Raw genomic sequence first — 12,933 nt, forward strand, 5'->3', positions numbered from 1 at the left:
CATGCTTCGCCAGAGCAAAGTGGGGAGGGTGGCGGTGGTGGACAAGCGGACCGTGGTGACCGCGGTGCTGTGCGGGGTGGCGGCGCTGGGCGCGTCCGCGGCCATGACGACGGTGGTGCCGGCCGCGGGTGGCACGGTGGCGGCACACCCGAAGTCGGCCCCTTCGGGGGGTGTTTCGTCCAGCCCGACGTCGCGTTCGCAATCGCCGAAGCAGCCACAGCTGTCCAAGGTGCCCCGGCCGAGCTCATCACCCGTGATCCCGCGCCCGGGCGGCCCGTCCGCCTTCACGGGACCGCTGTTCGAGGGCGGTGTGGACGGGGACCACTTCTGCACCGCGACCGTCGTGCACAGCCCCGGCCGCAACCTGATCGTCACCGCCGGGCACTGTCTGGTGGCGGGCAAGGGCGGTGTGGGCAGTGCCGTCTTCGCACCCGCGTACGCGAACGGGGTTGCACCGTACGGGGCCTGGAAGCTCGAAGAGGTCTACGAGGACGAACGCTGGACGGACGACGGGAACGACGACTACGACCTGGCCTTCGCCCGCCTGGCCCCGGACGCCTCGGGCCGCAACATCGAGGACCTCACCGGCGCCGCCGTCCTGGACACCTCCGGCCGCACCGGCGAGGAGGTCACGGTGACGGGCTACCCGGCCGACCGCAAGGTGCCCCGCACGTGCACGGCGGTATCGATCCGGGACAAGGCGACGGAGCAGCGCTTCGACTGCGCCGACTTCCCGGGCGGCACGAGCGGCAGCGCGTGGATCGCCCGGGACGGGAAGATCGTCGGCATCCTCACGGGCGGCGACACGGACGACGTCTCCACGAGCACGGTCCTGGGGGAGTACGCGGCGTCCCTCTACGCCCGCGCGACGTCCGCACGCTGATCAGGCGATGAGCCCGAGGTGCACCGGTCCGGCGGGGGTGCGGGCCAGCAGCTCGTCCAGCCGCGGCGGCCACAGCGGCTCACCGAGCGCGGCCAGGGCATTTTGTGAGAGCCAGCGCCAGTGGGCCTCGGGATACTCCGGGACGGGGTCGCGGCGGGGGCCGCTGGTGACGTAGATGTGCTCGTACTGGCGGACTGGTATGCCCTGATGGGTGAAGTCGTGCTCCCAGGTGCAGAGCAGCCGCTGTGGCTCCAGGTCGGTCCACCCGGTCTCCTCCCGCAACTCGCGCCGCACGCACTCCTCGGGACTCTCCCCGGGATCGATCCCCCCGCCGGGCGGGAGCCAGTGGATGCCGACTTCGATGTTGTTCTCCCGGAAGAGGAACACGGATCCGGTCGGGGAGAGTACGACAATTCGCGCTGCCTGCCGTGGAGTTCTCTTCATCGACCCAGCGTACGGGGGGAGGGGCGGAGGCGGGACGGTCTTGGGGCCGGGGGCCGGGGGCCGGCTTCGGGAGGCGGTGTCCCCTTTCCCGGTGCCGGGGAGGTTCCGGGGCGGTGCCGGGTGGGCGGTGTCTCCTTTTCCCGGTGTCGGGGAGGTGCTGGGGGCTTCCCGTCAGTCCACTGTCCTTTCGTGTCGGTCCGGCCTGTCAAGGGCGCTCCTCCTCGTTCCTCGTCGTCGCGTCGCTTCGCGATGGCCTTCGGCCACCCTTGACAGGCCGTCCCGCCCCGAAACGCCAAAGACTGCCGGGAAGCCCCCAGGGGAACGGCCGGGAGGTACAGCTTCCGATGACCCCGTCTCAGGGACCCCGGACCGAAGCCCCGAGCGCAGGGCCGCCTCCGGAGCCCCGCCAATTCAGCCTCGCCGGAGCTACCTCCGAGGGACTGTCGCGCCGCCGATTTCAGCCTCGTGGGGCCTACCGACGGGCGCGACAGATCGCTACGCGCTCCTCCCGGCTCAGCGTCTGCGGCCCGCCTTGGGCTGGCATGGGCCGCCGGCCATCGCTACGCGCTTCTCCCGTATGGCGTCCGCAGGCCGCCTTGGGCTGGGCATGGGCCGCCGGCGATCGCTAGACGGCTGACGTGCCCTGACGTCGGAGCCGCCGCCCGAACTGCCACCGGCGCGCCCCGGAGGCGTCCGCACGTGGTGCGCAACCGGAACGGACGCAAGACGCCTGGTCAGAGACCGGAAAACGGAATTCCCCCCGGTGATCCACATAGCTGACACTGACGCCATGACACGAACGCAGACAGGCCGGCTCATCGGCGGCATATTCGGCTTCTTCTTCATCATGGCGAACGCCGGCGCCTTGCCGGAGGCCGTCGCCATCCCCACGCGCATGCTCGGGGTCGCGGCCTTCCTCGCCCTGGTGCTCGCACTGCGTCGCACCCGGGGGGAGCAGCCGGTCACCGACGGTGGCGGCGCGGACTTCGGTCGGAACTACCGCTATGTCGTCGCCGCCGAAGTCGTCGTCGGTGCGGCAGGCCTCGTCGTGATCAATCCCGTACTGCACGCCGCGCAGGCGACGGTGGGCTGGATCGCACTGGTGGTCGGTCTGCACTTCTTCGGCCTGGCGGCCGTCTGGCGGCGGCCGTCACTGTGTTGGCTGGCGGCGGCGATGTCGGTGTGCGGCGCGGTGGGACTGGTGCTGGGCGCCTACGGCTCCTCCGCAGCAGTCATCGCGTTGATCGCTGGGATCGCTCCCGGCGCCATGCTCCTCGGATCGGTCCTGGTGAAGCGCCGCGCCTAGTCCCCGGTGGCCGCCGGGTCACGGGCCAGCAGTGCGATGTACGCCAGGTCGAACACGGAACACAGCACGCCCAGCCCGAGGACGAACGGGGAGTCCTCGATCACCCCGAACAGCACGGTCGGTGCCAAGGTTCCCAGCCACTTCGCGACGGCGATGACCATGGACTGCCCCCTCCGGCCCCGGCGCCCGGCGTACAGCGCGACGAACAGGACCGACATCAGCAGGTTCTGCAGGAACGCCGAACAGCGCACCCCGTCGTGCATCCCGAAGTGGGCCAGGAACAGCCACTGCACGGCGAAGGCGGCGCCGAAGAGCAGCGCGTTCCACAGCGTGAACAGCGGCCGGGTCACGAACGGGGGCAGCTGCGACCGCCCGAAGCGCAGGTAGGTGGCGATGATGGCGATGTCGGCCGCCGCCCACACCACGTTCACCACACCCTGCGCCGAGAGCCCGGTGCGCAGCTCGGCGACCGCGTACGTGGCCTCCCACGCGAAGTTCAGCGCGAGCGCGGCCGCCGGAACGGCGTACGTGCGGTCCCGGAGCCCGACCCGGATCGCCTCCGCGTACACACCGGTCCACGCGACCCCGCTGACCAGGGTCAGAAACAGTTCCACGCCACGTCTCCCGTGCTCGCGCCATCCCGCGCGCCGCACCTTAGGCCCGGGCCGCGGGCCCGCGCCAGGGCGGGATCCCGTCAGGCCTATTGCCTGACGGACCGTCAGCTACGACGATGCCCCGAGCCGGTACGACGAACCGGTGGACGCACGGCCCACACGAAGGCGAGGCGGTCACGGCATGGCGCGCGTGTTTACGGAAGGCCGGCTGGCATACGGGATGCAACTCCCGGTCCAGTCGCAGAGCACCCTGTACGCCGAGCCCTGGGAGGCCGCGGCCACCGCCGCCGACCTCGCCGAGGTGGCCCGGGCCGCCGACCGGGCCGGCTTCGGCTACCTCGCCACCTGCGACCACGTGGCCGTCCCGCGCCGCCTCGCCGGGCCCATGGGCACCGTCTGGTACGACCCGGTCGCCACCCTGGCCTACCTCGCCGGGATCACCGAGCACGTGCGGCTGCTGAGCCACGTCGCGATCGTCGGACTGCGTCACCCCCTGCTCACCGCCAAGCAGTACGCCACCTTGGACCACCTCTCGGGCGGCCGCCTGATCCTCGGGGTCGGGGCCGGGCACGTGGCGGAGGAGTTCGAGGTGCTCGGCGTGGACTTCGGGCGGCGCGGGGCCGTCCTCGACGAGACCCTGGACGCCCTGCGCGCGGCCCTCGGCCCGGAGGAGTACCCGCAGTTCGAGGGCGAGCGGTTCGCCTTCAAGGACCTCGGCCAGCTGCCCCGCCCCGCCCAGGCGCGGATTCCCGTGTGGGTCGGCGGTTCCTCGCCCGCCGCCGTACGCCGGGCCGCCGTACGCGGCGACGGCTGGCTCCCGCAGGGCGACCCCCGCGACGCGCTTCCCGCGCAGATCGCCCGCATCCGGGAACTGCGCGAGGCGGCCGGGGTGGACGGCCCGCTGGAGATCGGCGCGATCACCGAGGCGCTCTATGTCGGGGAGCCGGCCTGGGACACCGGCCGCCGCGCCCTCACGGGCAAGCCGGAGGCGCTGGCGGAGTCGCTGCGCGCGTACCGGGCGCTCGGCGTGGACCAGATCCAGGTGCGCTTCCGCAGTCGCGACCGCGCCGAGCTCACCGACCAGATCACCGCGTTCGGGGCCGAGGTCGCCCCACACCTCAACGACTGACGACAGGGGCCCGGGTATGACGAAGAGCACGGGAACGAACACCGGCAAGCTGGAGGGCCGCGTCGTCCTCATCACCGGCGCCGCGCGCGGCCAGGGCGAGCAGGAGGCCCGCCTCTTCGCCGCCGAGGGGGCGAAGGTGCTGCTCGGGGACGTACTGGACGAGCAGGGCGCGGCGGTCGCCAAGGAGATCGGCGATGACCGGGCGCGGTACGTGCGGATGGACGTCAGCCGCGAGGAGGACTGGGCGGCCGCCGCCACCGCCGCGAAGGAGGCCTTCGGCCGCATCGACGGCCTGGTCAACAACGCGGGCATCCTGCGCTTCAACGAGCTGACCGCGACCCCGCTGGAGGAGTTCGAGCAGGTCGTGCGGGTCAACCAGGTCGGCGCGTTCCTCGGCATCAAGGCGCTGGCCCCCGAGATCGAGTCGGCCGGCGGCGGGACGATCGTCAACACCTCCTCCTACACCGGCCTGACAGGCATGGCGTACGTCGGTGCGTACGCCGCCACCAAGGCGGCCGTTCTGGGGCTGACGCGCGTCGCCGCGCTGGAGCTGGCGGCGAAGAACATCCGGGTCAACGCGATGTGTCCGGGCGCCGTGGACACCCCGATGGCCAACCCGGGGCTGCTGGATCCGGCGGGGATGACCGACGAGGCCAGGGACGCGATGGCCGACCTCTACAAGCGGGTGGTCCCGCTGGGCCGTGTGGGCCGACCGGAGGAGGTCGCACGGCTCGCGCTGTTCCTGACCAGCGAGGACTCCTCGTACATCACCGGTCAGCCGTTCGTCATCGACGGCGGGTGGATGGCCGGGGTGAGCATCCTCTAGCTGATGGTGCATCAGGTATTGACGCTCCCGGCGCGCGGTGAAACAGTCGGCCTCATCAAATCTGACGCTACGTCAGAAAACTAAGGACGGTGAACCCCTTGGAATTCGGGCTCTTCGTGCAGGGATACGTGCCTGAGGCGCGGTCCAAGGTCGACCCCGAGGCGGAGCACAAGTCGCTGATCGAGGAGACCGAGTACGTCATCCAGGCCGACAAGTCCGGCTTCAAGTACGCCTGGGCCTCCGAGCACCACTTCCTGGAGGAGTACTCGCACCTCTCCGCGAACGAGGTGTTCCTCGCCTACCTCGCCCACGCCACCGAACGCATCCACCTCGGCTCCGGCATCTTCAACCCCCTCGCCCCGGTGAACCACCCGGTCAAGGTGGCCGAGAAGGTCGCCATGCTCGACCACCTCTCCAAGGGACGCTTCGAGTTCGGCACCGGCCGCGGCGCGGGCAGCCACGAGATCCTGGGGTTCCTGCCCGGCATCACCGACATGAACCACACCAAGGAGATCTGGGAGGAGACCATCGCGGAGTTCCCCAAGATGTTCCTCCAGGAGGAATACGAGGGGTTCCAGGGCAAGCACTGGTCGCTGCCCCCGCGCAAGATCTTCCCCAAGCCGTACGGCAAGGCGCACCCCGCCATGTGGTACGCCGCCGGGTCGCCGTCCTCGTACGCGATGGCCGCCAAGAAGGGCCTGGGCGTCCTCGGTTTCAGCGTCCAGAAGGTCTCCGACATGGAGTGGGTGCTGGAGCAGTACAAGACGGCCGTCCAGGAGGCGAAGGCCATCGGCGCGTTCGTCAACGACAACGTGATGGTCACCTCCACCGCGATCTGCGCCGAGACCCACGACAAGGCCGTCGAGATCGCCGTCAACGCGAACATGAACCGGTTCCAGTCGCTGGTCTTCCGCTACCACGACACGTTCCCGCGCCCCGAGGCGATCCCGCAGTGGCCCGAGACGCTGCCCGAGTACAACGCGGAGATCATCGAGCTCCTGATCGCCGAGGAGCTGCTGATCTGCGGAGACCCGTCCGAGGTGCGCGCCCAGTGCAAGCGCTGGGAGCAGGCCGGTGCCGACCAGCTGTCCTTCGGCCTGCCGACCGGGGTGTCCTACGAGGACACGATGACGACCATCAAGCTCATCGGCGAGCACGTGATCCCGCACATCGACACCGACCCGGTCCACCGCACGACCCGCTTCCGCCAGGCGGTCTGACCGCCCGACGTCCGACCGCCGGGCCGTCCGAGCGTCCGAGCGTCCGACGTCCGACCGTTTCAGCCTCGCCGGCGTCCTGGGGCGCGCGGTCTCGGGGCGGAGCCCCGGTGCACGGCCCCCGGGCCCGCGCCGGGCTCCGCCCGTACCCGCGCCCCGGACCGGGAAGAAGGAGCGTCATGCTCGACCACCTGATCAAGGGAGCCACCGTCGTCGACGGCACGGGCGCGCCCGCGTACGTCGCCGACATCGGCATCCGGGACGGGCGGATCGTCGTCATCGGCGAACCCGGCACCGTCACCGAGACGGCCCGTACCGACGAGGACGCCACCGGACTCGTCCTCACCCCCGGGTTCATCGACCCGCACACGCACTACGACGCCCAGCTGTTCTGGGACCCGTACGCCACTCCCTCCATGAACCACGGCGTCACCACCGTCGCCGGCGGCAACTGCGGCTTCACCCTCGCCCCCCTCAACCCGTCCCGCCCCGACGACGCCGACTACACCCGCCGCATGATGAGCAAGGTCGAGGGGATGGCCCTCGCCGCCCTCGAGGAAGGCGTCGACTGGACCTGGTCCACCTTCGGGGAGTACCTCGACGCCCTGGAGGGGCGGATCGCCGTCAACGCCGGCTTCATGGTCGGCCACTGCGCGCTGCGCCGGCACGTCATGGGCGAGGACGCCATCGGCGGGCAGCCCACCGAGCAGCAGATGCGGCAGATGCTCGACCTCTTCCACGACGCCATGGACGCCGGCGCCTGGGGCCTGTCCACCACCCAGTCCTCCACCCACTCCGACGGCGCGGGCGCCCCCGTCGCCTCCCGGCACGCCGGGCCCGCCGAACTCCTCGCCCTCTCCCGGGCGGTCGCCGAGCACGAAGGCACCCAGCTGGAGGCGATCGTCGCGGGCTGTCTCGACCAGTTCTCCGACGAGGAGATCGACCTCTTGGTGGAGATGAGCGCCGCCGCCGGACGCCCCCTGAACTGGAACGTCCTCACCATCGACGCCTCCGTCCCCGAACGGGTGCCGCGCCAGCTCGTACCGAGCGAGCGGGCCCGCAGGGCCGGCGGCCGGATCGTCGCACTGACCATGCCGATCCTCACCCCCATGAACATGTCGCTCGGCACCTTCTGCGCACTCAACCTCATCCCCGGCTGGGGCGGGATCCTCGCACTGCCCGTCCCCGAGCGGATCGCCGAGCTCCGCGACCCGGACGTGCGCGCCGAGATGCTGCGCCGCGCCGACAGCAAGGAGGCCGGGGTCTTCCGCCGCCTCGCGGACTTCGGCCGCTACGTCATAGGGGACACGTACAGCAAGGAGAACGAGGGCCTTTCCGGCCGGGTCGTCAACGACATCGCGGCCGAGCGCGGTCAGGACGCCTTCCACTGCCTGGTGGAGATCTGCGCCAACGACGACCTGCGCACGATCCTTTGGCCCATGCCCACCGACAACGACCCGGCGAGCTGGGCGCTGCGCGCACAGACCTGGCAGCACGAGGACGTGATGCTCGGCGGCTCCGACGCGGGCGCGCACCTGGACCGGATGTGCGGGGCCCCCTACACGACCCGGTTCCTCGGCGACTGCCTGCGCGGCCGCAGACTGGTGCCGCTGGAGCAGGCGGTACGGATGCTCACGGACGACCCGGCCCGGCTGTTCGGGCTGCGCGAGCGCGGGCGGATCGCCGAGGGGTTCCACGCGGACCTGGTGCTCTTCGACCCGCAGCGCATCGAGGCGGGGCCGGCGACGCTCGTCCACGACCTGCCCGGCAACAGCCCCCGGCTGGACGCGCGGGCGGTCGGGATCGTCTCCGTACGCGTCAACGGCGTGGAGACCATCCGCGACGACCAGGTGACGGGCGCGGTCCCCGGCACCGTGCTGCGCTCGGGCCGCGACACGAGGACGGTGAGCACCCGGTGAACGCTCCGCAGAGGCTGTACATCGGCGGCGAGTGGGTGGAGCCGGCGGGCGGCCACTACGAGGTGGTGAACCCGGCCGACGAGTCGGTGGTGGGACTGGCCCCGGAGGCCTCGCGCAGCCAGGTGGAGGAGGCGGCGCGCGCCGCGGCCGAGGCCTTCGAGGGATGGTCCCGTACGGAGCCGGAGGAACGGGCGGCGGTCCTGGACCGGGCCGCGGACATCATCCAGCGGGAGTACGAGCCGTGGTCGGCGCTCGCTCAGGCCGAGACGGGCGCGACCACGGGCACCGCGCGCGGCATGCAGGTGGGCGTCGGGGCGGCCCGCTTCCGGCGGTACGCGAAGGGCGCCCTGGAACCGGTGGAGCGGGGGCTCCCGCCGCAGGTCACCGAGGCCGGCCCGATGGGGAAGGCGGCCGTGCTCGGCGCGCTGGAGGTGCGCCAGCCGGTCGGCGTGGTCACCTGCATCACCTCGTACAACAACCCGTGGGCCAACCCCGCGGGCAAGGTGGCCCCGGCGCTGGCCATGGGGAACACGGTGGTGGTGAAGCCGGCCCCGCAGGACCCGCTGTCGGTGTTCAAGATGGCCGAGGCGCTGCACGAGGCGGGGGTCCCGGCGGGCGTCGTCAACGTCGTCTCGGGTGCCTCCGTGGAGGTGGGCGAGGCGGCGGTGGACTCCCCGTACGTGGACATGGTGTCGTTCACCGGCTCCACGGCGGTCGGGCAGCGCATCGCCGAGGCGTGCGGCCGCTCCATGAAGCGGCAGCTGATGGAGCTGGGCGGCAAGGGCGCGGCGGTGGTGCTGGACGATGTGGGCGCCGCCGGTCTCGACGCGGCGGTGGCGGGGATCGGGACCACCTTCTCCTTCTACAGCGGCCAGATCTGCACCGCGCCGACCCGGGTGATCGTGCACCGGTCGGTGTACGGGGCCCTGGTGGAGAAGCTCACCGCTTATCTGGCGTTCATGAAGGTGGGCGATCCCCGGGCGCGGGGCACGGTCGTCGGCCCGGTGATCTCGGCGGCCCACCGGGACCGGGTGGAGTCGTACGTCGAGCTGGGCCGCAAGGAGGGCGCGCGGATCGCCCACGGCGGCGAGCGCCCGGTGGTGGGGGACGGCCGGGGCTTCTACGTGGCGCCGACGCTGCTGGTGGACTGCACGAACGACATGCGGGTGGTGCGGGAGGAGATCTTCGGCCCGGTCGTGGTGGTCGTGCCCTTCGACGGGGACGAGGAGGAGGCGGTCCGGCTCGCCAACGACAGCGATTTCGGGCTGCTCAGCTACGTGTGGTCCGGGGACGCGGCGCGCGCCTTCCGGGTGGCGCGGCGGCTGAGGGCGGGCGGGGTCGGCGTGAACACGATCGGCCGGAACATGGAGGCCCCGTTCGGCGGCTTCAAGCGCTCGGGCGTCGGGCGGGACGTGGGCTCGTACGCGCTGCACGCGTACAGCGAGATGCAGTCGATCGTCTGGACGACATGAGACGGGCGTCACACGGGAAAGTTCGAACCGCCACAAAAGGGGCACTGCTGCGGTTTCCGCATTCCGGAACGCGATGTCCGCCTCCTGGGGTCCAGGGGGCGGGCGGGAGTGTGAACCTTGAATTACATGCCCGTGAACGCAGTCGGTTGCAGGATTCCAAGGTGTTCCCGCCGGTAGCTGCCCGGACTCAATCCCTCCGGATATGGAAAACGCAGCCTCTAACGTCCTGACTCATGACACAGCTGGACGTTATGCCTCGGGGCGCGGACACGGTGAACGGCGTCGCCGGCGGCGAGGGCGGCGACGGCGACGTGCGCGGCAAGGGCCTCGGCAAGGGCTCCGTCGGCCTCGTCGGAAGCGCCGTCATCGGCATCTCCACCGTCGCCCCCGTCTACTGCCTGACCTCCACGCTCGGCTCCACGGCCGGCGAGGTCGGCGTCCAGATGCCCGCGGTGTTCCTCGCCGGCTTCCTCCCGATGCTGCTGGTCGCCTTCGCGTACCGCGAGCTGAACAAGGCCGTCCCCGACTGCGGCACCTCCTTCACCTGGACCGTGAAGGCCTTCGGTCCGCGCGTCGGCTGGATGTGCGGCTGGGGCCTGGTGATCGCCACGATCATCGTGCTGTCCAACCTGGCCGGCGTCGCCACCTCCTACTTCTGGCTGCTGGCCGGGCAGATCACGGGCAACGACGCGATCGCCGCCCTGGACGACGACAAACCCGTCCACATCGTCACCTGCCTCACCCTGATCGCCGCCGCGACCGCCATCAGCTACCGCGGCATGACCGCCACCAAGGGCGTCCAGTACACCCTGGTCGGCCTGCAACTGGCCGTCCTCTCGATCTTCGTCGCGATGGCCTTCCAGAAGGCCTCCGCCGGCACTTTCGACACCGGCGCCTTCGACACCGGCGTGCACTTCTCCTGGCAGTGGATGAACCCCTTCGCGGTCGAGTCCATGGGCGCCTTCACCGCCGGACTCTCCCTCTCGATCTTCATGTACTGGGGCTGGGACACCTGCCTGACCGCCAACGAGGAGACCATCGGCTCGGCCAAGACCCCGGGCCGCGCCTCGCTGATCGCCATGGTCGTCCTCGTCGGCTCCTACCTGGCCACCGGCATCGCCGCCCAGATGGCAGTCGGCTCCGGCACCTCCGGCCTCGGCCTCGGCAACCCGGAGACCTCCGGCAACGTCTTCGCCGCCCTCGCCGGACCCGTGATGGGGCCGCTGCTCGGCATCCTGCTCTTCGTGGCCGTCCTCGCCTCCGCCGCCGCCTCCCTCCAGACCACCTTCATCCCGGTGGCCCGCACGGTCCTGGCGATGTCCACGTACGAGGCGCTGCCCGCCTCCTACGCCAAGGTCCACCCGCGCTTCAAGACCCCGGGCCGTGCCACCGTCATGGCGGGCGTCGCGACCGGCGTCTTCTACACCGTGATGTCCCTGGTCAGCGAGAACGTTCTGACCGACACGATCTTCGCGCTCGGCCTGATGATCTGCTTCTACTACTCGCTGACCGCCTTCGCCTGCGCCTGGTACTTCCGGCGCGAGCTGCGCGACTCGGTCCGCGACCTGTTCTTCAAGGGCGTCTTCCCCGTCCTGGGCGGTCTGCTGCTGGCCTGCGTCTTCTGCAAGACCCTGACCGACATGTGGAACCCGTCCTACGGATCCGGTTCCACCGTCCTCGGCGTCGGGAGCGTGTTCATCATCGGCGTCGGCCTGCTCGCCCTCGGCCTGGTCGTCATGCTGGTCACCGAACGCCGAAGCCCCGCCTTCTTCCGGGGCGAGGTCCTGACGAAGTCGACGCCGGCGCTGGTGGTCGAGGACTGAGGGCGCGCTGGCGGGGTCCGCCCGGGGGTGACCCCGGCGCGGTGGGGTCGTTGGGCCGGGCATGAATCCCATCAAGCGCAGCCTCGCCGCCCTGATCCTCACCGGCGGTGCGGCCCTCGCCCTCACCCCCTCCCTCGCCCACGCCGACGAGCCCGCCGTCCAAGGGCCCCCGATCACCGAGCGCGTCGGCGACATCGTCGACCACCCCGGTCACGCAGTGCAGGACACGAAGACGGCGGTGGGCATCACCACCTCGGCGGCCGGCAGCGCGGCCAAGGCCGCCGACGGATCCGTCAAGAGCACCGGCACGGCACTGACGTCCGGGCTGCCGAAGGCTCCCAAGGTCGGCTGACGGGACGCGGCGGCCGTCGCCGCGGGCGGCCGTACTCGTTGGGCAGGGCATGATCCTCTGGTTACTCAACAACCTCAGCACGTTCGTTCTGGGCGTCCTCCTGGTGGGCGGCTTCACGGCCCTCGCGGTGGCCGGCAGCCTCGCCGCGCGGCGCCGCTTCCCACACCTGGCGGCCGGTGAGCACAACGAGATGGTCGGGGTCGCCCTCGGCATGTTCGGAGCCATCTACGGGATCATCCTGGCGTTCGTCGTCGTCACGCTCTGGACGCAGCTGGAGAACACCCAGAACGTCGTGGCCAACGAGGCCACCGACCTCGCCCTGGTCGTCCGCAGCGCTGACGTGTTCCCCCCGGCCGACCGCGCCAACGTCGACCGGGCGGTGGGCTCGTACGTACACGCCGTGGTCGAGGTCCAGTGGCCGCTGATGCGCGAGGGCAGACCCAGCTTCGACGCGACCGCCGAGCAGACGCGCGCGATCTACGCGGCGCTCCAGGCGTACGAGCCCGTCGGGCCGCGCAGCGAGACCTTCTACCAGGAGGCCGCGAGCCACCTCAACGACGTCGCGGCGCAGCGCAGGGCGCGGGTCACGATGGCGGAGACCTCACTGCCGACGCTGTTGCAGGTGCTCGTGTACGGGGGAGCGCTCGTGATCCTTCCGCTCACGTTCCTGTTCGGGCTGCGGAGCTTGAAGATGCAGCTGCTGTTCGTGTCGGCGGTGGCGGCGCTCATCGGGTTCAGCCTGCTGCTGGTGCTCGTCCTGGACCGCCCGTTCGCGGGGGACCTGAGCGTCAGCCCGGCCCCGTACAAGCAGGCGGCGCTCGCGCAGTTCTGGGAAGCGGGCGGCTAGCCGTATTCCCCGAGCCGGGTGGAGGGGGGCCGGCGCCCCCGGTGCCGCCCGGCGCCGGGAAAAGCAGGTGCGGCCCGCATGGCGGACGCCTAGCTTGAGGC

At 71.1% G+C, this 12,933-nt stretch carries 12 protein-coding genes; 10 read left to right on the forward strand and 2 right to left on the reverse strand.

The window, feature by feature from the left end:
- The first annotated feature begins 1 nt into the window (after position 1).
- On the forward strand, positions 2-883 hold the full coding sequence (locus IE207_RS05475; RefSeq protein ID WP_190182909.1) for a trypsin-like serine peptidase: 882 nt from the start codon (positions 2-4) through the stop codon (positions 881-883).
- Here the strand turns inward: IE207_RS05475 and IE207_RS05480 are convergent, their stop codons facing one another.
- Positions 884-1,327: an NUDIX hydrolase gene (locus IE207_RS05480; protein WP_190182910.1), complete on the reverse strand. Its 444-nt coding sequence runs from the start codon at positions 1,325-1,327 to the stop codon at positions 884-886.
- A gap of 790 nt (positions 1,328-2,117) precedes the next feature.
- On the opposite strand from IE207_RS05480, the gene IE207_RS05485 reads away from it, so the two are divergent.
- Positions 2,118-2,633, forward strand: coding sequence for a hypothetical protein (locus IE207_RS05485; protein ID WP_190182911.1), 516 nt, complete (start codon positions 2,118-2,120; stop codon positions 2,631-2,633).
- On the opposite strand, the gene IE207_RS05490 is transcribed toward IE207_RS05485, so the two are convergent.
- Positions 2,630-3,247 (reverse strand): transmembrane-type terpene cyclase, encoded by a 618-nt coding sequence (locus IE207_RS05490; RefSeq protein WP_190182912.1) that lies wholly within the window; start codon positions 3,245-3,247, stop codon positions 2,630-2,632. The genes IE207_RS05485 and IE207_RS05490 overlap by 4 nt on opposite strands.
- Before the next feature lie 181 nt (positions 3,248-3,428).
- On the opposite strand from IE207_RS05490, the gene IE207_RS05495 reads away from it, so the two are divergent.
- The 8 genes from IE207_RS05495 to IE207_RS05530 all read left to right on the forward strand — a co-directional run bounded on the left by IE207_RS05495 (position 3,429) and on the right by IE207_RS05530 (position 12,832).
- Positions 3,429-4,376: an LLM class F420-dependent oxidoreductase gene (locus IE207_RS05495; protein ID WP_190182913.1), complete on the forward strand. Its 948-nt coding sequence runs from the start codon at positions 3,429-3,431 to the stop codon at positions 4,374-4,376.
- A 16-nt stretch (positions 4,377-4,392) separates the two neighbouring features.
- Positions 4,393-5,202, forward strand: coding sequence for an SDR family NAD(P)-dependent oxidoreductase (locus IE207_RS05500; protein ID WP_190182914.1), 810 nt, complete (start codon positions 4,393-4,395; stop codon positions 5,200-5,202).
- A 98-nt stretch (positions 5,203-5,300) separates the two neighbouring features.
- A complete protein-coding gene (locus tag IE207_RS05505) occupies positions 5,301-6,422 on the forward strand; it encodes an LLM class flavin-dependent oxidoreductase (RefSeq protein ID WP_190183583.1) in 1,122 nt (373 codons plus the stop codon).
- 176 nt (positions 6,423-6,598) lie between these two features.
- Positions 6,599-8,338 carry an N-acyl-D-amino-acid deacylase family protein gene (locus tag IE207_RS05510; protein WP_190182915.1) on the forward strand — a complete coding sequence of 580 codons (1,740 nt, stop codon included), beginning with the start codon at positions 6,599-6,601 and terminating at the stop codon, positions 8,336-8,338.
- A complete protein-coding gene (locus tag IE207_RS05515; RefSeq protein WP_190182916.1) occupies positions 8,335-9,810 on the forward strand; it encodes an aldehyde dehydrogenase family protein in 1,476 nt (491 codons plus the stop codon). The genes IE207_RS05510 and IE207_RS05515 overlap by 4 nt, the downstream gene beginning before the upstream one ends.
- A 233-nt stretch (positions 9,811-10,043) precedes the next feature.
- On the forward strand, positions 10,044-11,633 hold the full coding sequence (locus IE207_RS05520) for an APC family permease (protein WP_190182917.1): 1,590 nt from the start codon (positions 10,044-10,046) through the stop codon (positions 11,631-11,633).
- 61 nt (positions 11,634-11,694) lie between these two features.
- A complete protein-coding gene (locus IE207_RS05525) occupies positions 11,695-11,985 on the forward strand; it encodes a hypothetical protein (RefSeq protein WP_190182918.1) in 291 nt (96 codons plus the stop codon).
- Between the two features lie 49 nt (positions 11,986-12,034).
- On the forward strand, positions 12,035-12,832 hold the full coding sequence (locus IE207_RS05530; protein ID WP_190182919.1) for a bestrophin-like domain: 798 nt from the start codon (positions 12,035-12,037) through the stop codon (positions 12,830-12,832).
- Positions 12,833-12,933: the final 101 nt, after the last annotated feature.

The sequence above is a fragment of the Streptomyces cirratus genome, from assembly GCF_014650775.1.
In the GTDB taxonomy this organism is placed as follows: Bacteria; Actinomycetota; Actinomycetes; order Streptomycetales; family Streptomycetaceae; genus Streptomyces; species Streptomyces cirratus.

Excerpts from the sequence above, each read along its gene's own strand:
- IE207_RS05530 (WP_190182919.1), top strand. The coding sequence starts at position 12,035 with ATGATCCTCTGGTTACTCAACAACCTCAGCACGTTCGTTCTGGGCGTC.
- IE207_RS05495 (WP_190182913.1), top strand. The coding sequence starts at position 3,429 with ATGGCGCGCGTGTTTACGGAAGGCCGGCTGGCATACGGGATGCAACTC.
- IE207_RS05520 (WP_190182917.1), top strand. The coding sequence starts at position 10,044 with ATGACACAGCTGGACGTTATGCCTCGGGGCGCGGACACGGTGAACGGC.
- IE207_RS05510 (WP_190182915.1), top strand. The coding sequence starts at position 6,599 with ATGCTCGACCACCTGATCAAGGGAGCCACCGTCGTCGACGGCACGGGC.
- IE207_RS05485 (WP_190182911.1), top strand. The coding sequence starts at position 2,118 with ATGACACGAACGCAGACAGGCCGGCTCATCGGCGGCATATTCGGCTTC.
- IE207_RS05525 (WP_190182918.1), top strand. The coding sequence starts at position 11,695 with ATGAATCCCATCAAGCGCAGCCTCGCCGCCCTGATCCTCACCGGCGGT.
- IE207_RS05475 (WP_190182909.1), top strand. The coding sequence starts at position 2 with ATGCTTCGCCAGAGCAAAGTGGGGAGGGTGGCGGTGGTGGACAAGCGG.
- IE207_RS05480 (WP_190182910.1), bottom strand. The coding sequence starts at position 1,327 with ATGAAGAGAACTCCACGGCAGGCAGCGCGAATTGTCGTACTCTCCCCG.
- IE207_RS05500 (WP_190182914.1), top strand. The coding sequence starts at position 4,393 with ATGACGAAGAGCACGGGAACGAACACCGGCAAGCTGGAGGGCCGCGTC.